Annotated in this window: 15 protein-coding genes and 2 pseudogenes; 6 read left to right on the forward strand and 11 right to left on the reverse strand. The window is 59.0% G+C overall.

Features of this window, described 5'->3' with window-relative positions; translation table 11 throughout:
• Positions 1-21: 21 nt before the first annotated feature.
• The gene (locus SD70_RS17030) at positions 22-606 is read right to left on the reverse strand and encodes a DUF5317 domain-containing protein (RefSeq protein WP_041048726.1); all 585 of its coding nucleotides are present in this window, start codon (positions 604-606) and stop codon (positions 22-24) included.
• 165 nt (positions 607-771) lie between these two features.
• Here SD70_RS17030 and SD70_RS39300 point away from each other — a divergent pair, with 165 nt between their 5' ends.
• From SD70_RS39300 to SD70_RS17040, 3 genes are all read left to right on the forward strand, one after another.
• Positions 772-906, forward strand: a complete 135-nt coding sequence (locus SD70_RS39300; RefSeq protein ID WP_269432483.1) for a hypothetical protein — start codon at positions 772-774, stop codon at positions 904-906.
• Positions 907-1,148: 242 nt separating this feature from the next.
• On the forward strand, positions 1,149-1,400 hold the full coding sequence (locus tag SD70_RS17035) for a hypothetical protein (RefSeq protein ID WP_041048727.1): 252 nt from the start codon (positions 1,149-1,151) through the stop codon (positions 1,398-1,400).
• A gap of 103 nt (positions 1,401-1,503) precedes the next feature.
• The gene (locus SD70_RS17040; protein ID WP_041048728.1) at positions 1,504-2,919 is read left to right on the forward strand and encodes a hypothetical protein; all 1,416 of its coding nucleotides are present in this window, start codon (positions 1,504-1,506) and stop codon (positions 2,917-2,919) included.
• Positions 2,920-2,977: 58 nt separating this feature from the next.
• Here SD70_RS17040 and SD70_RS17045 read toward each other — a convergent pair whose 3' ends face one another.
• The 4 genes and pseudogenes from SD70_RS17045 to SD70_RS17055 form a co-directional block, all read right to left on the reverse strand.
• Positions 2,978-5,284 carry a type IA DNA topoisomerase gene (locus SD70_RS17045; RefSeq protein WP_041048759.1) on the reverse strand — a complete coding sequence of 769 codons (2,307 nt, stop codon included), beginning with the start codon at positions 5,282-5,284 and terminating at the stop codon, positions 2,978-2,980.
• Between the two features lie 117 nt (positions 5,285-5,401).
• Positions 5,402-5,572, reverse strand: a complete 171-nt coding sequence (locus SD70_RS39830) for a metallophosphoesterase family protein (protein ID WP_331436798.1) — start codon at positions 5,570-5,572, stop codon at positions 5,402-5,404.
• Positions 5,515-5,901 carry a metallophosphoesterase family protein gene (locus SD70_RS17050; protein WP_331436799.1) on the reverse strand — a complete coding sequence of 129 codons (387 nt, stop codon included), beginning with the start codon at positions 5,899-5,901 and terminating at the stop codon, positions 5,515-5,517. Before SD70_RS17050 ends, SD70_RS39830 begins: the two co-directional genes overlap by 58 nt.
• Before the next feature lie 18 nt (positions 5,902-5,919).
• Positions 5,920-7,397 (reverse strand): annotated as a pseudogene (locus tag SD70_RS17055) (amidase).
• A 96-nt stretch (positions 7,398-7,493) separates the two neighbouring features.
• Here SD70_RS17055 and SD70_RS17060 point away from each other — a divergent pair.
• A complete protein-coding gene (locus SD70_RS17060) occupies positions 7,494-8,798 on the forward strand; it encodes an AAA family ATPase (protein WP_041048729.1) in 1,305 nt (434 codons plus the stop codon).
• A gap of 15 nt (positions 8,799-8,813) precedes the next feature.
• Positions 8,814-10,529 carry a vWA domain-containing protein gene (locus SD70_RS17065; protein WP_041048730.1) on the forward strand — a complete coding sequence of 572 codons (1,716 nt, stop codon included), beginning with the start codon at positions 8,814-8,816 and terminating at the stop codon, positions 10,527-10,529.
• 132 nt (positions 10,530-10,661) lie between these two features.
• On the opposite strand, the gene SD70_RS17070 is transcribed toward SD70_RS17065, so the two are convergent.
• The gene (locus SD70_RS17070; protein ID WP_052487552.1) at positions 10,662-10,880 is read right to left on the reverse strand and encodes a hypothetical protein; all 219 of its coding nucleotides are present in this window, start codon (positions 10,878-10,880) and stop codon (positions 10,662-10,664) included.
• 122 nt (positions 10,881-11,002) lie between these two features.
• Here SD70_RS17070 and msrA point away from each other — a divergent pair, with 122 nt between their 5' ends.
• The gene (gene msrA, locus SD70_RS17075) at positions 11,003-11,974 is read left to right on the forward strand and encodes a peptide-methionine (S)-S-oxide reductase MsrA (protein ID WP_041048731.1); all 972 of its coding nucleotides are present in this window, start codon (positions 11,003-11,005) and stop codon (positions 11,972-11,974) included.
• 73 nt (positions 11,975-12,047) lie between these two features.
• Here msrA and SD70_RS17080 read toward each other — a convergent pair whose 3' ends face one another.
• From SD70_RS17080 to SD70_RS17105, 5 genes and pseudogenes are all read right to left on the reverse strand, one after another.
• A complete protein-coding gene (locus SD70_RS17080; RefSeq protein WP_052487553.1) occupies positions 12,048-12,992 on the reverse strand; it encodes a carbohydrate ABC transporter permease in 945 nt (314 codons plus the stop codon).
• 25 nt (positions 12,993-13,017) lie between these two features.
• Positions 13,018-13,881, reverse strand: coding sequence for a carbohydrate ABC transporter permease (locus tag SD70_RS17085; protein ID WP_041048732.1), 864 nt, complete (start codon positions 13,879-13,881; stop codon positions 13,018-13,020).
• Positions 13,878-16,108, reverse strand: a pseudogene (locus SD70_RS40415) (DUF5696 domain-containing protein). The gene SD70_RS17085 and the pseudogene SD70_RS40415 overlap by 4 nt, the downstream one beginning before the upstream one ends.
• Before the next feature lie 20 nt (positions 16,109-16,128).
• Positions 16,129-16,776: a YIP1 family protein gene (locus SD70_RS17100; RefSeq protein WP_041048735.1), complete on the reverse strand. Its 648-nt coding sequence runs from the start codon at positions 16,774-16,776 to the stop codon at positions 16,129-16,131.
• On the reverse strand, positions 16,773-18,200 hold the full coding sequence (locus SD70_RS17105; protein WP_041048736.1) for a tetratricopeptide repeat protein: 1,428 nt from the start codon (positions 18,198-18,200) through the stop codon (positions 16,773-16,775). The genes SD70_RS17100 and SD70_RS17105 overlap by 4 nt, the downstream gene beginning before the upstream one ends.
• Positions 18,201-18,206: the final 6 nt, after the last annotated feature.

The following is an 18,206-nucleotide window of genomic DNA, read 5'->3' on the forward strand; positions in this document are numbered from 1 at the left end:
TATGAATTTACAATTACCTATTTATAAAACTTTTTCGATGATAGGCAGCTTTTGTTTCTTCGGCCTGTCGAGCACCATCAGGTTCTGAATGTATAAGAAAATGCCGATTCCGCATACGACGTCGCCGATACTGATAACCTGCTGCTTGTAATATGGCTTGTTCAGTGGAATGATATCGCCCAAAAACGCTAGCTTCGTCTCCGCCGTCAGCACCATGTGTTTACCGTACAGCGTTCCCTCTTGCAGCGCCTGAGCATAGTCCTTGCCGATCGTGGAAGCGGCTTCAAGAGAAACCGGCATTCTACCGCCGTTGATCAGCATGACCAGGAAGTTCAGAAAAACTCCCGCCATTAATACGAGGAAGCCCTTTTCCTTGCGGTTCATCCACAAAAACACGAAACCGACGATATAAACTGCCATAAACGTAAAATTGCTGATCGCCGCAACCCAAGCGTATCTTGTTTCAAATATGTAAACGAGAAACTGAATCGCAAGCAATATAGGGAAAACCCAGCCGTAACGAAGCTTGACGTTCAAAAACCCTTTCAAGCTGCCGCGGCGAAGAAGTCCTACCAAAATGCCGATAATTACACCGTCAAACGCCATGTTAGCGATCTCTCCAATTTATGGGTTGGTGGTGGAGCTAGTAAATTTTATACATCAACCTTGTACCATATGTCACGTTCTTTTTTGTTTACTTTGGAAAAATCGGTCTTAAGTCGTATACGTTCGTTATATATCGACAAAATAGGCAGGTGGAGGTGATAAATTATGACAGGACGAAACAATCAGCCTAAAAATAATGGGCCGTCGTCGAAGCCTTCGCGCCTCGATCAATTCGGCGACCAACTGGCCGATAACGGCCCTTCCGCGAAAGGCGGCAACAACGAGACAGGCAAACGATAAGCGCACAATGCCAAAAAAGCTCTTTCGGCGGCAGTGCCGGAAGAGCTTTTTTAATTCGCACCGTCAAGCTGGCATCCCCAGTATACTTAGCCTACTGCAAACATATAAGAAACGAGTCCGGATTCATTTCACAATATTTTTTGGCGAAAGCGAGTGATCATTCATCGATTCGTGCTGTTCAATAAGTAGAGCCTAGTCTCTCTGTGTCGCTCACGAAAATTTCGTTGTCGAGGTGTGCCTGAATGATTTACGGAACGATGTTGTTGGATACGGATATGGAATTGTTCGTTGCGGCTTTGTCGCAAACGCCTGTGCTTGTGTGGCAGCTGAACGAGCACGATATGTATGTGCATGTGGATTCCGGAATCATTCTGAAATTCGCTCCCGATTATGTGCAGATCCGATCGGTCCACGGCTTGAAGCATGTTGCCTGTTATCCCAGAGATCATTGCGAATTCAGCGTCCGCCTTGCAGGCGGGCAAAGAACGATATAACGGCATTACGGTCCCTTCCGCTTCCCGCGCACCATTCCGAATGCATCGAATAGGCTGTAGTACGGCTAGGTTACAGCCTAATTCGATACGGAGGTGGGTGGAAATGGGAGTGGAACTGATCGGGCTGCACTGGGTATACGTCCTGTTCGTGGCCCTGATTGTCGGCTTCATGATTGCCCGGAAAGACACGACGATTGTATGTATTGCGGGTGTTTTCGTGCTTGCCCTGATGGCGACCGGTTCGCTTTCGCACTCGGTCATCGGAGTGTTCTCAAGCTTTATTTACGCCATTAAAGAACTGCTTGGGACGATACTCGTCATCTCGATCATCGTCGGCATGAGCCAGGTGCTGACGAAGACGGGAATAAACGAGACGATGATTACGCCCGTCGCTCGTCTCATTCGAACGCCGGCGCTTGCGTTCTGGGTGACGGGCATCGCCATGATGATCATCTCGTGGTTTTTCTGGCCGTCTCCGGCGGTGGCGCTAATCGGGGCTGTGCTGCTGCCGGTGGCGGTGCGGGTCGGCTTGCCCGCGATCGGCGTGGCGATGGCGATGAACTTGTTCGGACACGGGATTGCCCTCTCTGGCGACTACATCATTCAAGGAGCGCCGAAGCTGACTGCCGATGCGGCGGGCATTCCGGTCGGCGACGTGATGAGCGCTTCGGTGCCGCTTGTCATCGTAATGGGCGTCGTCACGACCGTAACCGCCTTCCTGATGCTGCGCAAAGACTTGAAGTCCGGCAAGCTGGCCGCCGACAAACCTCCAAAAGGCTCGACAGTTCTCAACGACGATTTGCCGTTTCGCATCCCGGCGCGGCATTCGTCGCTTACGCGCGGCGCCAAACGGCTGCTCGCCGCAGTCATCCTGCTGCTGTTCGCGCTCGACGTTGCGGCCATGTTCGTACTCAAGCTGCAAGGCGGCGACGCTACCGCGCTCATCGGCGGCACGGCGCTGTTCATTTTGCTGCTGGTGTCTTTGCTCGCTCACCGGGCGAAAGGTCTGGAGAAGACGACCGGCTACTTGGTGGAAGGGTTTCAATTCGGGTTTCGCGTGTTCGGACCCGTCATTCCGATCGCGGCATTTTTCTATTTAGGCGACGCGGCGTTGACAGACATTTTCGGCAAAGTGCTGCCGCAAGGTTCGACAGGTATCGTCAACGACTTGGGCGTTGCGCTGGCACATAGCGTCCCGTTGAACAAAGCTGTGAGCGCGGTGACGCTGACAGCTGTCGGCGCCATTACCGGTCTCGACGGTTCCGGCTTTTCCGGCATCTCGCTGGCCGGTTCGATCGCGCACCTGTTTGCCGCCGCAATCGGGTCCGGCATCGCAACGCTGACGGCGCTCGGCCAAGTGGCTGCCATCTGGGTCGGCGGCGGCACGCTAATTCCGTGGGCTCTTATTCCGGCTGCGGCCATTTGCGGCGTCGACCCGTTCGATCTCGCCCGCCGCAACCTGAAGCCGGTGCTGATCGGTCTTGTCGTCACGACGATCGTCGCGATGTTTTTGCTGTAAGAGACGCTCAGCAGGCGCGGAAAAAGGCTCCGGGGCGTCATGCCCGGAGCCTTGCTCCTCATAATCTCTCTACCGCCAGGCGCCCCGTCGCGGTATCGGCAAGCACGATGCGGCCGTCAAAGGCGGCGCCGGACTCGTCGGTCAGCTTCAGCTTGGCGGTACGCCCTTTCTCGATGAGCGCCTTGACCTGGGCGTCGGTCAGCGAGCGGCCGAAGCTCATCTTCCAAATGACGAAGCCGCAGCCGGTCCGGTAACCCGTGCAGCCGTAGCCTTTCTTTCCCATAAAAATCGCTCCGCCGCAGCCCGGGCGCGGGCAAGCGGCGATCACACCGGGGGCCGCCCGGCGCTCGGGATCGTCCGCTGTGCGGACGCCGCCAGCTGCCGCAGCGGATTGAGCCGCTCCGGCAGCAGCTTCGGCCGAGGCCGTGGCTCTCCCCTTGGCCGAGGAGTTGCGGGAACCTCCCTTGCCGCGCTTGCCGGGAGCCGCCGCAGCCGCATCGCCTTCGAACGCTGTCTTCGCCATTCTCGCCTGCCCCCGCACTTTATCGACGATCAGGGTGGCGAACGTTTTCACTTTGTCTATGAACGCCTCGTCCGACGCTTGCCCTTTGGCGATTTCGTTGAGCCGACGTTCCCATTGCCCGGTCATCTCCGGCGACGTCAGCAGCTCGATGCCCGCGCCGCGAATGAGCTCGATCGCGGTGCGGCCTTTTGGCGTTATGGCAATGCGTTTGCCCTGCATCGTAATGTAGCCGACGTTTTTGAGCCGTTCGATCGTCGCCGCCCGCGTTGCCGGCGTGCCGAGGCCGGAGTCCTTCATCGCCTCGCGCAGCTCCTCGTCCTCGATCGATCTCCCGGCGCTCTCCATCGCCTTCAGCAGCGTGCCCTCGGTAAACGGCTTCGGCGGCTGCGTCTCCTTCTCTTTGACCGCCGCCTCTGTGCACTGCACCGGCTGCTGCGCATCCACAGAAAACGGGGCGCTCGTTTCGGTTTCTTCTTCGGCGTCCTCGCCTTCCTTGTCTTTATCTTTGCCGGCGCCGCCCTTCTTCGCTTTTGCATGCTCCAGATCGGCATAAACGACTTTCCAGCCTTCGGCGAGCAGCTGTTTGACCGTCGTTTTGAACGTCTCGCCTTCCACCTCGGTCAACACCGTATGGACGCGGTATTCGGCAGCCGGGTAAAACACCGCCAAAAACCGCCGTACGATCAGGTCGTAGAGCTTCTGTTCGTCCGGTGCCAGCCCGCTCGCCCGTTTCGCCGTCGGCAGTATGGCATGGTGGTCTTCGACCTTCTCCGGATTGCACAGCGCTTTGTTGCCTTTGTGCACAAGGCTGCGATTTGCGCCTCGCACCAGCTCGTCGTAGGCTGTCCCTTGCAGCGCCGACAGCGCGCGGTGCATCTCCGGGATATTCTGCTCGGTGACGTAGTTGGAATTGGTCCGCGGATACGTAATCACTTTATGTTTCTCGTACAGCGCCTGCGCCGTGTCGAGCGTCTTCTTCGCGGAGAAGCCGAACCTGCCGTTCGCCTCGCGCTGCAAAAGCGTCAAGTCGTACAGCTTCTGCGGGTACTCCTTCGTCTCTTTCGCCTCGTAGGACGCAATGCGCCCCGGTTTGCCGTGCACCTTCTTTCGAAGCGCCTCGGCCTTCTCCGGGTCGGTGAGCCGGTCTCCCTGCCACAAGCCGCGATATTCCGTATCATCTTGCCGGAACAGCGCCGACAGCTCGTAAAATTTCTGCGAGTCGAACGCTTCAATCTGCTTCTGCCGGTCGTAGATGAGCGCCAGCACCGGCGTTTGCACCCGGCCGACGGACAGCAGCACGTTGTGCTTCGTCGTAAACGCGCGCGATCCGTTCATCCCGATGAGCCAGTCCGCCTCGCTGCGGGAACGGGCCGCGCGGGTCAAATTCTCGTATTCGGCGGCGTCCTTGAGCGCAGCGAAGCCTTGCCGGATCGTCTCCGCCGTCAGATCGGATATCCATAACCGCTGGACGGGCTGCGTCAGCTTCAGGTGGCGCTGAATATAAGAAAAAATGAGCTGACCTTCGCGCCCGGCGTCGCACGCGTTGACGATCCGGCCGCACGTGCGGGCCAGCTCGGCGATCACCTTGAGCTGGTCTTTCGTCTTCGGATTCGGCAGCAGCTTGAACGCCTGCGGGATGATCGGCAAATCGTCGAAGCGCCATTTTTTGTATTTTTCGTCGTAATGGTCCGGCTCGGCAAGTCCGATCAAATGGCCGATCGCCCAAGTGATGACGTACTGCTGCCCTTCCAAATACGAGCGCTTGTTGACCGCCTTCGGCTCGATGGCGGCCGCGATATTCCGGCCCATGTCGGGCTTCTCGGCGATGACTAGCGTTTTCACGGCAAACAGTCCTATCCTCTCGATTGTCAGGTCATACACATTCGACAAGAAGCGGCAAAATCCTGCGTCCAGGCGAAAATGAACAAGAGCCCGCCGCAGCCAACCTCTCGTTCGCCTTCATTCCTTGGAGTCGTAGTAACACAGCTCCGCCTCCGCTCGGCCGTCCGCTATCGTCATAATTCCGTACGAATAACGCGGCTGCCGGCGTTTGTCCGTCGGCGAGCCGGGGTTCAGCAGCAGCGTCCGGCCCACGGTGCGCAGCTCGGGAATGTGCGAATGGCCGAACACGATACGTCCGGCATGTCGTCCGCGAATGTATGCAGTGCCCGCTCGGCAGTCGTCTTGCGCGTTCCGTCGCCGTGCACGATGCCGATCGCCACGCCGCCGAAAGTGAGCCGCTTGACGTAACCGAACCGTCTCGCGATGTCCCGCCCGTCGTTATTGCCGGCGACCGACTCGCACGGGGCGATCGCTTCGACCAGCTCCACCACGTGCGGGCTAACCCAGTCCCCCGCGTGCAAAATCAAATCTACGCCGCTCAGCCCGCTCACAAGCGCATTCGGCAGTTTGCGGGCCGCCGCGCCCAAATGCGTGTCCGAAATGACGCCGATGCGCATCGGCCGTACCTCCTCCCGTTAATCGAATACTGGCGGACGGCGATGCTTCGTCGCTTGCTCGTACGCAAAGGCGAGCTTCAGCAGTACGCCTTCGCTGTAAGCCGTACCCGTGAACGTGACCGCGACCGGCCCGCTTTCGCTCCAGCCGCCCGGCACCGTCACGGAAGGGTAGCCCGCTTTGGCCGGAATATGGCTGAACGAGCTGCCCTCCGATACGAGCGCATCGAGCCGAAGCTCGCGCAGCACCCGGTCTATGCCGCCCGCCTGCGTCTGTTCCAGATCGAGCGCCCGCGCCCGCAAGTAGGCGGATCCGTCAGCGTCCCGCTCGTCGCTTCCGAAGCCGCCATGCGGGCTTGGCCATAACGAAGCATCCGTTCCCCGTTCCGCTCGTTATACTCGATGACGTCTTTCAAGCTGTGGACGGGCACATGCGGCTCCACGCGGCTAAGGTAGGCGTTAAGCGCCGGCTTGAATTCGTGAGTCAGCACTTCGGGCCGATACGGCTCGTCCTGATGCGGGAAGTCGGGAATCGGAACGATGTCCGCGCCAAGCCCGCGCATCGTCTCGAGCGCAGCCTCAAACACCGGGAGCCTCGCCTCCGGATCGGACACGAACTTGTAAAAATACGTCGGCACGCCGATGCGCGCTCCCTTCAGCCCATCCGCGTCCAAAAACGCCGTATAGTCGTCGGGCGTCCGCCCTTCGCTCGCCCACGTGGCAGGATCCAGCTCGTCGACGCCAGCGAGCGCGCTTAGCAGCAGAGCGGCGTCCCGGGCGGTGCGGGCCATAGGCCCGGCCGTATCCTGGCTGCCGGCAATCGGGATGATGCCGGACCGCGAGACGAGCCCCACCGTCGGCTTCACGCCGACGATCGAATTCCAGCTCGCCGGATTAAGGATCGAGCCGGACGTCTCCGTACCGACAGCCACCGCTGTCAAATTGGCCGCTACCGCTACTGCCGAGCCCGAGCTCGATCCCCCGGCCATATATACCCCGGGCTTGTATGGATTGAGCACTTGCCCGCCGCGCGAGCTGTAGCCTGTCGGCATCCGGTCCGATATAAAATTCGCCCATTCGGTCATATTCGCCTTGCCGAGCAGCACCGCTCCGGCAGCGCGCAGCCGCAGCACGAGCGAGGCGTCTTCGGCCGCGTAATGATCGGCCAGCGCCAGCGAGCCGGCGCTCGTATGCATGCTGTCGGCGGTGTCGATGTTGTCCTTGAGCAGCACCGGAATGCCGTGCAGCGGTCCGCGCGGCCCTTGCCGCCGGCGCTCGGCGTCCATCGCTTCGGCGAGATGCAGCGCATCCGGATTAAGCTCCAGCACCGCGTTCAGCTTCGGGCCGGACTGATCGACGGCGGCGATGCGCCGCATGTAATACAGCACGAGCTGCCACGACGTCAATTCGCCGGCGGACATGGCCCGCTGCAGCTCGGCGACCGTCGCCTCTTCCCAATTTGCGCTGTCCGTTACGCTTTGCCCGGTCGTATCCTTCATCGCGTTTTTCGTCCCCTCTCCTGATTGACAACCCTATGATTTCCATTCTAGGAGAAAACGATGGTAAAATAAATACCAGCATGTTTGCAGAGGAGCATGACGATGACGACAAACGATATAACGGCGAAGCTGCAGCAGGCGATTGGCCTCCTCGAGCAGCGCTTTTTCGAGCGCGAGGAGCTGATCCGGCTGCTGCTGCTCGGTGTGCTGAGCAGTGAAAACGTGCTGATGGTCGGCCCGCCCGGCACGGCCAAATCGCAGCTTGCGCGCACGCTGGCCGAGCTGTTCGGCGGCGGCAAGTTTTTCGACTATTTGCTGACGCGTTTTACGACTCCGGACGAAATATTCGGCCCCGTCTCGCTGCAGCGGCTCAAGCAGGACGAATATGTGCGACGCACCGACGGCTATTTGCCGGCGGCCGACTTTGCTTTTCTCGACGAAATATTTAAAGCGAACAGCGCGATTTTAAATTCGCTCCTGTCGATTCTCAACGAGCGGATGTTTTTCAACGGTGGGGACAAGCAGCTAGTGCCGCTCGTGTTTCTGATGGCGGCGTCCAACGAGCTGCCGGAGGAGAACGAGCAGCTGGCGGCGCTGTACGACCGCTTCCTGCTGCGCTATGAGGTCGAATACCTGAAGACGATTGCCAGCTACGAGCGGATGTTCGATGCTCCGTCCGGGCCGCTGCCGGCGCTGCTGTCCGTCCGCGACATCTTGGACATTCGCGAGCGTGCCGAGCGCGTCGAGCTGCCGGAGCCGATGGTATATATGCTGTTTCAGCTGAAAACGGCGCTCGAAGAAAACGAATACGTCCTCTCCGACCGCCGCTGGAAAAAAATCGGCACCGTCTGGCGCACGTCGGCCGCCTTGCACGGGCGCTCCGCCGTCTCCGTCTGGGATACGGTGTTTACGCCGCATATGCTGTGGGATTTCCCCGAAGACCTCGGTCCGCTGCGCGAGCTGTTCGACGGCGTTTTCCAAGAAGCGCTGAAGCGCGAAATGGAGCGCGAGCTGCCGCTCGAAGAGTACGACCGGATCGCCCGCAAATGGCTGGAGCGCGAGGATGAGCTGCACAGCTTCCAGTTCAAGCGCGAGCTCGGCGCAAGCATGCCGAAGGAAGCGGCGGAGCGGCTGCGCCGTCAGCTGGACGAATGCCGCGCCGAGCTGGAAGATGCGGCCCGCGCGCTGGCGAAGAAGCTGACCGCTTGGCAGCAGCGCGAACAGCAGCTGGCAGACTGGGTGCGGGCGCAGAACGTGCTGCTGCTGCATCCGGACGCGTACGCGGTGAAATTTTCCCGCTTGCGCATTCTAGGGGAACGCACGCTGCAGACGCTGCAAGGCCTGTACCGCACGATCAACGACAAGGACATACCGGGATTCGCTTACGACTACACCTTGTAACGGAGCTGAAGGCCGATGATGATCGAGTGCACGCGCGTCGACCGCTACGTCTTCGACGGCTACGTCCGCTCCTCGCGGACGGCGCACGAATGGCTGCGCGAAGCGCGGCGACAGGCCCCGTGGTTTACGGAGGAGCTGTTCGCCGACTTTTTCTTCGCTTTTTATCTCGCTGAGCCCAGGCCCGGCTATGCGCCGGACGTGCCTCCGTTTCACCGCTGGCTCGTGGAAACGCTCGTCCGGCAATATTTTTACCGCACGATTCATCCGCGCACGGCCGGCCAAGTGAACGCTTCGTTCAAAACCGCGCTGAAAGCGCTCATGTGGCTTACGGCTTCCTATGAAGAAGAAGTGCAAAAGCGAGAGCGCCAGCGGCGGCCGGTTGCGGCAGGCATTGGCGACAAGCGCCCCGCCCCCGGCGAGCAGCCGGACGGGCTCGAAGAGCGGCTGACGCAGAAGCAGATCGAGCGGCTGCGGCTCGTCGGGTATACGCTGCAGCAAGGGAAACGAACTGTCGAGGACAAGCAGGCGGAGCTCGATGCGAAGCCGCTGCGCTCGGAGGAAATTCGCTCCTTGAAGGAGCGGATCGAGCAGCTGCGGGAGGAAATGAAAACGGAGTTTGTGAAGCGGGATAAGCTGCGGGTCAAGCTGCGCAAAGCCGAGGAGGAGCTGGCCGGGCTCGAAGCGCGGCAAAGCCGCCGGGAGCGGCGCGACCGCGAGGCGGTGGCGGCGATCGAAGCCGAGCTCGGCGACTGGCTGAACCGCTCGCTGCGCGAAACGCTGGAATCCGAAGACGAGGACAGCTTCCGTCTCGGCGAGTTGATCCAGGCCAGCCAGCGGCTCGCCAACCGGCGCTGGGGAACCGAGCTCGGCAAGCTGCGCCGGCAGCAGTTCGAGCATTATTTGCGCTGGGCCGGCAAGCTGAGCAAGCAGCCGGATCTGATCGCGTTTTTGCAGGAGGTCGGGCGCATCGTCCACCATCTGCAGGTGAAGCGCCGGCAAACGCGTGCGCCGCACGTGCCTGAAGCTTATGACGATCTGCGCCAGTCCGGCGACATCGCGCATATGCTGCCGAGCGAAGCGAGCCTGCTCGCCGCTCCGGAGTTCGAGCCGCTCTTTTACGCCAAATGGCTGGAAGGCAAGCTGCTCACGTACCATATTTCCGGGCGCATGGAAGAACCGATGAAAGGCCCGGTCATCTGCATGCTCGATACGTCGCATTCGATGCGCGGCCCTAAGCTGCGGCTGGCCCAGCTGTTCACGGCGGCGTTCGCTTCCTTCGCGCTCTTGGAGCGGCGCGATTTTGTGCTGCTGCTGTTCGGGGCGAAGGGCGAACTGCTGGAGCATATTTTATATCACCGGCGGCCGGACTGGCCGCGCTTTTACAGCTTGGCGCAAATGGCGTTCGGCGGCGGCACCAACTTCGACGCGCCGCTGCGGCGCGGCATCGAGTTCGTGCAGCGGGAGCCCGCGTTCCGCAACGCCGATTTCGTGATGGTGACCGACGGCGTCGGCGCCGTCTCCCCGCCCGTCCGCGAGCAGCTCGCCGAGCTCGGCCGGACGAAAAAGCTGCGCCTGCATACGCTCGTCGTCGGCTCGGCGCGCCAGCATCTCGTACAAAAGTACGACATTGTCGGCGTTTCGCACGAGGTGCGTTTTGCCGCCCGCTGGGAGATGCAGGACGACGCGAAGGACGAACTGCTGCTGGATGTGTTCGACGCGAGGAAGCAATGACTAGCAAATAGCCGATCGGGTGCCCCGGCAGGCACGCAAAAAAGACGCCTTCGCTGCGAAGACGTCCCGGTTATCCGCGTTCCGCCAAGCCCGCGCTACATCCGGCGCGGCTAAGCGTATACGACAATTACACTACAGTGCGCTCCGTTTGCGCTCCATCAAGCCGTAAATCGTTTCCAGCGAAACGCCTGTCTTGTGGTACACTTCCATTAAGGAAGCCCAAGGATGGCTCGCCAAATACTCCTTCACTTTGTGCGCATCTTGTTTGACCGCTTCGCTGCAACTCTTGCAGTGTTTGTCGTACTGCATGAGAAACAGCGTTCCGCAGCGGCTGCAGTTGGCCAGCGCCATGGCGTGCACCGTCCTTTCGCTCGTCCTGGTTAAGGATAGCGTTCGCGGACAAGCGCCCGTTTGCGAGGGTAGCGCAGCCGGAATCGTGTTAAAAAATTCATTTTTGCGAGGTGTCCATCGATATGAACGAACCTGTGAAACGAACCGAGCTGGCCACGTTCGCCGGCGGCTGCTTCTGGTGCATGGTGCATCCGTTCGACGAGCTGCCCGGCATCGAGCGCGTCGTCTCCGGCTACACCGGAGGCCGCAAGCCGAACCCGACTTACGAGGAAGTATGCGCCGGAGGCACAGGCCATACGGAGGCTGTGCAAATTACGTTCGACCCCGGCATATTCCCGTATGCCAAGCTGCTGGAAACGTTCTGGCGGCAAATCGACCCGACCGACCCGGGCGGCCAGTTCCATGACCGGGGCGAATCGTACCGGACGGCGATTTTTTATCACAGCGAGGAGCAGCGGCGGCTCGCCGAGCTGTCCAAAGAAGAGCTGCAGGCTAGCGGCCGCTTCGGCGACAAGCCGATCGTAACGCCGATTGTGCCTGCAGGACCGTTCTACCAGGCGGAAGAGTATCACCAGGATTACTACAAGAAAAATCCGATGCGCTACAAAGCGTACAGCAAAGGCTCCGGGCGGGAAGCGTTCATCGAACGCAATTGGCGGATGCGGAAGAATGACATGGAGCTGCGCGAGCGTCTGAGCGACATGCAGTATGCGGTCACCCAGCTAGGCAAGACGGAGCCGCCGTTCCATAACGAATTTTGGAATTCGAAGGAAGAAGGCATTTACGTCGATATCGTATCCGGCGAACCCCTCTTCTCTTCCCTCGACAAATTCGACTCCGGCTGCGGCTGGCCGAGCTTTCACAAGCCTTTGCGCGAAGCGAGCATCGCGGAGAAGCTCGACACGTCGCACGGCATGATCCGCACGGAAGTGCGCAGCAAAGAAGGCGACTCGCACCTCGGACACGTGTTCGACGACGGCCCCGGCGTCACCGGACTGCGCTACTGCATCAATTCCGCGGCGCTTCGCTTCATCCCGAAGGCGGACCTGGAAAAAGAAGGATACGGCGAGTACCGGCAACTGTTCAAATCGTAATGAAAAAGCTGGCGTTCGGCCGCTCAGGCGGCGAACGTCAGCTTTTTTCCGTCGTCCTTCGCCGGTTCGGCTGTCATTCCACGAGGCCAGTGCGTTCCACGCCTTGGATGAAATATTTTTGCAGGAACAAGTATACGAGCAGCAGCGGCGCGATGACCAGAAAGGTGGCGGCCATGACCGTCGGCAGCCCGAACGTTTCCATCCCGTGCGTAGCCGACGTTTCGTTGAGCGATTCGTACAGCCTCGGCAGCATCATCGGCAGCGTGTATTTGTCCTGCGATGTCAAATAGATGTTCGGCTCAAAATAGTCGTTCCAGTGCCAGACGAGCGACAGCAGCACGGTCACGACCACCGCCGGCGTCGTCAGCGGCATTATGATTTTCCAATAGACGCGGAAGCTGCCGCAGCCGTCTACGCGCGCGGCGTCCTCGAGCTCCCACGGCAAGTTGCGGAACAGCTGGCGAAAAATAAAAATAAACAGCGCTCCGCGCAAGCCGCCCGCAAAAAAGGACGGGACAACGATCGGCGCGAACGTGTCCATCCATCCCATCGCTTTGTACTGGATAAAAAGCGGGATGATGACCGTTTGCGGCGGCACGAGCAGCGTGAACATCGCCAGCATGAACAGCGTTTCGCGCCCCGGAAATTTGATGCGGGCGAAGCCGTAGGCGACGAACGAACAAGCCAGCACTTGGCCGATTACGCTGAATGCCGACGTTTGCGCCGAGTTCCAGAAATGCTCTCCGTACTTGAGCCCGACGATGCCGTAGGCGTAGTTTTGCCACGCCATGCTCGTCGGAATCCACTTGATCGTAAAATCGAGCAGATCCGGGGGCGTCTTGAGCGATGTCGTCACCATATAAATAAACGGGTACAAAAACACAAACGACAAGTCGATCAGCAGGAAGTAGACGAAAATACGATACAAGAAGCCGAACCATCGGCTCCTGCTCGTCAGCCTGCTGAGGCCCAGCCGCATAAAGCGGAGGAGCCTGTGCGATTGCGGAGCGGCTTTCACGGCATCCGCCTCCCTCTTCTTTGCATTAACGTTCGCCGGAATAAAAGATGAGCCGTTTGGATGCTGCAAATACGATCACGATCAGGGCAAAGATGAACGCGAAATACATCCACCCGAGCGCTGCCGCGTACCCGAGCTCAATTTTGACGAAGCCGACATTGCGGATGTACAGCATGATCCGGTTCGTCACGTCGGTGAACGAATCGACGAGCGTATACACCAAATTGAGCAGTATGACGGGCGATATGAGCGGCAGCGTAATTTTCCAAAACATCTCCCACTCGGTCGCCCCGTCGCATTTGGACGATTCGTAGAGCGACGGCGAAATGCCTTGCAAACCGGCGAGGAAAAGCAAAATTTGCACGCCGGTTTTCCAGAAAATGAGCGTCAGCCGGCTGAGCAGGTCGAACACCATTTGCGAAAACGTCGGCCCCATATAGAGAAATGCGGACTGCGGCAGTCCGATGCCGTTGACCAGCGTTTTTTGACCTACGCCCGCGTACAGCAGCTGCTGCAGCACCATGCCCGAGCCGATCAGCACCGGCAGGAAAAAGGCGGCGCGGAAAAACGCCCGGCCTTTCATATTGCGGTTCAGCAAAATGGCGATGATGAGCGAAAAGACGATAATGAGAGGCGTGTTGATGACCGTGTCCTGGATGACGGAGAAAAATAGCGGCACAAACTGCGGATCCAGCACGAACGCGTGCTTGTAGTTCAGAAAGCCGACATATTTCAACCGGAAGCTCCCGACGCCTTCGACATCGTGGAAGCTGATCCAGAGCGAGTAGACGAGCGGATATACCATAAACAGCACGAAGCCGACCAGCCACGGAGCAATGTAAACGTAGCCGGCAAGCATTTTTCTCCGTTCCAATCCGAGTCGCTTCACCTCGCCCCCTCCTTTGGCAATACGGCATAGTTTTGTGCGGGCACAGAGTATCCGTTCGCTACGAAAACGTCAGTTCCGTAATTGACGACGACCCTCGTTCCGTCCTCATACGTCGTTTGAAACACGCCTTCCTTCAGCTTGCGGTGGCCGGTCATCGGCTGCGACCACACGCCGCGCAAGTTTTCGTTCATTGCTTTCACCTTGCCGACGATATCGGCGGACCAGCTGCTGTAGCGGGAGCTGAACAGATCTGCGAAAAACGTATCCTTCAGCTCGTCGGAATGCTGGTACGTGAGCTGATAAAACGGCATGTAGCCGTATTCCACCGCTTTCAGCCACTGCATTTGCGGGTCGTGAAACAGGTTGGCCGCCGTGCCCGAATACGGGATGTATCCGTGCACGACCATCTGATAAAACGGCACCGTTTCATCGGTGAAGAAATATCCGCTGTCTTCCGTTCCCAGACCGAAGATACGGTCCGTATGCGGCAGTACGTAACCGTTGCCGCCCGTGACCGCCGCTCCGCCGAACGCTGCGCGCGATTGGTCCATCATCTCCATCCATTCGGCAGCCGTCCCCGCCCGGGAAAGCGGATATGCTTCGTTATAATCGAAGTAATCCACGAACCCGAACGAGTCGAACTGGATGCCTGCGACCGGCAGCGTCTTCAGAGCGTCCAAATAGGCGCTCCGGAACTGCAAATTCCGCTTGCGGGCATTCAGCAGAAACGTCTCGTTAAACCGGTCCGTCACCGGAAAATGGTTCGCGCCTTTGATCACATCATCGCGTTCCGAGAAGCTGCCGTTCGAGCTCCCCTTAAACGCATACACGAAATCGTCCGTCAAATACAGCCGAACGCCGCGGTCTTTGGCTGTTTTCGCCAGCGCCTCCAGTCCTTCCATGCCGCCCAGCTGCGATGCGGCGGGAAGCTCGGACGGCAGGAACCCGAATCCTGCTTCGTCCACCCCAGCAAATTGGCGGAAATCGATTCGACTCCTTGACTGCGCAGGACGCTTAAGATGGCGGAGGCTTGCGCGAACGTCGTGGCCGGCAAAAAGCGGTCGGTTACGATGCGCTGCTGCTTGATGCCCGCCAGCAGATCGAGTCCGAGCGGGATCGGGTCTCCGGGCCGGATTCGCGCCGTCAGCCCTTTCTCCTTCGTTAAATAAGTCCGGTAAGCAACCGCCATATGGCTGTAGTCGGCTTCATCGCCCTGGAAAAAAATATAGCGGACCGTATGGTCGTGGCTCAGCAAATTTTTCTCCGCCTTCACCGCCAAATTGCCGTTCTGCTTGACGGCTTCGTACGACCTCCGGTAGGTGAATTCCGCAGACGCACGGTTCAAGTTGATCAAGTAGCCGCTCGGAGCGTATACGACAGAGCAATCGTACTCTCCCTCCGTAATGATGCCCAAATACGCGCTGTCCTTCACCTTCATGCCGAAAACCGGCAAATAGGCGTTCTCCGGCCGATTGAAGTCGTTGAATGCGATTTGATCGGGTCCATAGACGCTGGCGCGGTAAGGCTCCATATATTGCGGATGATTCGATTTAAAATAAGAAAGCGCGCCGGGACCGTCGGGATAAAAGCCATAGCCTTCGGCGTCATCGCCGGCTGCTCCGAAGAACGGCAGCGGAACGATTTTCATAATGGCGAACTGCCCGGATTCCCGGATCGAATCCGCCGGCACACGCACTTCCAGCCCCCCGCCTTGCAGCCGGAACTCGACAGCGAAGCCGATCCCGAGCTGCTGAACATCGTAGTGCACCGATATCCCGCCGTCGATCGGCATCGTCTGCATCGCCGGCTGCAGCAAGGCCGAATTCGTCTCCAGCACTTCGAGCGTCGGCGTGCTCGGATTCGTATAGCTTAAGTGAAAGACCGACTGGCTGTCCGCCTTCCACAAATCGTTCCCGTCCACCTTGCTGTCTCCGAGCGGATATGCCGAACGCCAGACGTGCCCGTCCCGCTTGTCTTTGACTTGTATGGCCGAATCCTGCGCGCGAAACTTGAGCTCGAGCCGGTCCGTCTCGGCGACTTTGGCAAAGCCTTCCTCCGGCGGCAAAACCGTCACCTTGGCGGCAGAGACTGCAGCCTGCCCAGGCTGCTGTACGGCTGCCGCCGTATCCGCAGGCGACGGAAGCAGCTGCCGAATCCGCGCTGCGGCGATGAGCGCTGCAGCCAGCGCGATGGCCCACAGCGCCCGGGCGACCCATTGTTTTCTCATACGCGGACGACGGCCTCCTCTCAATTGAACCAGATATATTGCACTTCGCGGTAAACGTCGCCGACGAACGTGACGACATGGTTGGTCAGCGCGAATACAAGACCGATTGCCGCCCAAAAGATGACGAGCACAAACAGGCTCAGCAGCGTCACGCCGATCGTTTTTTTGAGCGAATAGTCGTTCATGACGGCCAGACTGACGATAAGCAGCAGCCCAACCCATGCCCATACGAGCCAGTTCAGGACATAGATCACATAACGTTCGTCGCGGGTCAGCACGAGCGTCAGCAGCGTAATCGGCAGCGTAAACACGATGTAAGGAAGAAGCGAATACGATACGGCGAGCAAATGATGGCCGAAGAACGTCTCCCCGTCCATGATCGACGTGATCAAGTAGCAGCTGATCGCCCAAGACACGGCCGGCAGCAGGATGCGAGCCGCTTCCAGCACGATGTTGGCGTCTTCGGGCTGCAGCGATGCGATATGAAACGAGGCCAACATGATGGAGGCGACCCTGACGGCAAACGACAGCAGGAGCAGGACGACAGCCGCCGCCAAGCTTTGATAATCGCGAAGCTCGCGGAACCCGTCGGCCGGATGGAAAAAGACGGACAGCCCGATTTTGAGCGGCCGGACGACACGGGCCGGAACGGGAAAATTGCGGTTCAATAGCCTAACCTCCTTGCGATCGCATCGGCCAGTCTCCGCAGCCATTTGACCGCGGCATAAAGGGCATAAGCGGATACGCCGATGACCAGCACCACCCAGCCGAAGTGGCTTTTCACATAAGCTCTGCGATATTGCCCAAAAGCGGCGGAATAACCTTCCTGATCGCCTGCCAACTTAAATTCCGCCATCGCCTCCCGCCACCGCTCCTGCTTATAGAGCGCTTTCGCTACCCCGCGGTGCGCAAGCGGATAATTTTCGTCGATTTGCAGCACTTCATGCCACGGCTTGAGCGCTTCTTCATAACGTCCGTTGAAATACAGCGCGCTCGCCTGATGGATGAGTTCGGAGAAGCGCGTCGGCACGAATACTTGGATGTTGTTGCGGTCCCGGTCAAGCACGAAAATTCGTCCCTGCCGGTCGACCTCGATGCTTGACGGATATTCAAACGTCCCCTTCACGTTGCCGTGGCCGCCGAAAACGGCAAGCAGCTGTCCTTCCTGATTGTATTGGTATATTTTCCGCGAAGCGGCGTCCAAGGCGTTGATGATGCCGTATTGGTCCACCGCAATGTCGACGAAATACGGCAGCGTGAGAGAGCCGGAATCGATCGACTTCTCCCCGTAGAACGTATCCTTCTTAAAAATGTTGGTCCCAAGCGCGTTGAACTTCTTGATCTGATCCTTGTCGGTCAGCACCGTCGGGGCGTAGATGTACCCTTCGCTATCCATGGTCAGGTTGGCGTGCTGGGGCGGAACGGCTTTGCTAAGCTGCTCTTTCTGCTCCGGCGTCGCCAGCAGGCGGATCAGAAGCTGCTGCCAGCTGAACGGCACGTGATTGGCGGCGATGTAGCCGCGAAACTGATTGCCGCCGTCGATCATAATGAACCCGTTCGGGTCGTTGCGGTCCAGCACGTTCAAATATCCCCGCTTGTCGATGATCACTTTGCTCGGTGAAAAATTGGCGTTCGCCTTCATCAGCGTCGTCTTCGGCCTGACAAACTCCTCCACCTTGGCGCCGCCGGCATCGAGATGCACGATTTTCCCGTTCCCCGTATCGGCCACGAACATGTCTCCGTATTCATCGACGAAAATGCCTTCCGGCGCGTTGAACTTCAGCCCTTGATCATCCCCGAATACCGCCAGCAGACGCCCGCCCGGATCAAGCTTCACAATCCGGTTGTTGCCCGTATCCGCAACATACAGGAGCCCCTTCGCATCGATAAACAGGTCGCTCGCTTTGTTGAGCGGCTTCGGCCCTGTATCCATAATGACGCTGCCGACCGTATAGACGAGCGGTATCGGAATCCGGTAGTCGTGAAGCGGATCGCGCGTGTACGAGATTTGCGGCACCGCAAAGGCGGGAGCGCCTGCGAACAGCAGCGTGAAGAACAGGACCGGGAAGCAAACCGCGGCGCGCCGCAGCATAGGACC

The organism is Gordoniibacillus kamchatkensis (genome assembly GCF_000829455.1).
GTDB lineage: Bacteria > Bacillota > Bacilli > Paenibacillales > NBRC-103111 > Gordoniibacillus > Gordoniibacillus kamchatkensis.

What these genes read in the sequence shown, in the direction of transcription:
- SD70_RS17030 (WP_041048726.1), bottom strand. Translation starts at nt 606, where the DNA reads ATGGCGTTTGACGGTGTAATTATCGGCATTTTGGTAGGACTTCTTCGC.
- SD70_RS39300 (WP_269432483.1), top strand. Translation starts at nt 772, where the DNA reads ATGACAGGACGAAACAATCAGCCTAAAAATAATGGGCCGTCGTCGAAG.
- SD70_RS17035 (WP_041048727.1), top strand. Translation starts at nt 1,149, where the DNA reads ATGATTTACGGAACGATGTTGTTGGATACGGATATGGAATTGTTCGTT.
- SD70_RS17040 (WP_041048728.1), top strand. Translation starts at nt 1,504, where the DNA reads ATGGGAGTGGAACTGATCGGGCTGCACTGGGTATACGTCCTGTTCGTG.
- SD70_RS17050 (WP_331436799.1), bottom strand. Translation starts at nt 5,901, where the DNA reads ATGCGCATCGGCGTCATTTCGGACACGCATTTGGGCGCGGCGGCCCGC.
- SD70_RS17060 (WP_041048729.1), top strand. Translation starts at nt 7,494, where the DNA reads ATGACGATGACGACAAACGATATAACGGCGAAGCTGCAGCAGGCGATT.
- SD70_RS17065 (WP_041048730.1), top strand. Translation starts at nt 8,814, where the DNA reads ATGATGATCGAGTGCACGCGCGTCGACCGCTACGTCTTCGACGGCTAC.
- SD70_RS17070 (WP_052487552.1), bottom strand. Translation starts at nt 10,880, where the DNA reads ATGGCGCTGGCCAACTGCAGCCGCTGCGGAACGCTGTTTCTCATGCAG.
- msrA (WP_041048731.1), top strand. Translation starts at nt 11,003, where the DNA reads ATGAACGAACCTGTGAAACGAACCGAGCTGGCCACGTTCGCCGGCGGC.
- SD70_RS17105 (WP_041048736.1), bottom strand. Translation starts at nt 18,200, where the DNA reads ATGCTGCGGCGCGCCGCGGTTTGCTTCCCGGTCCTGTTCTTCACGCTG.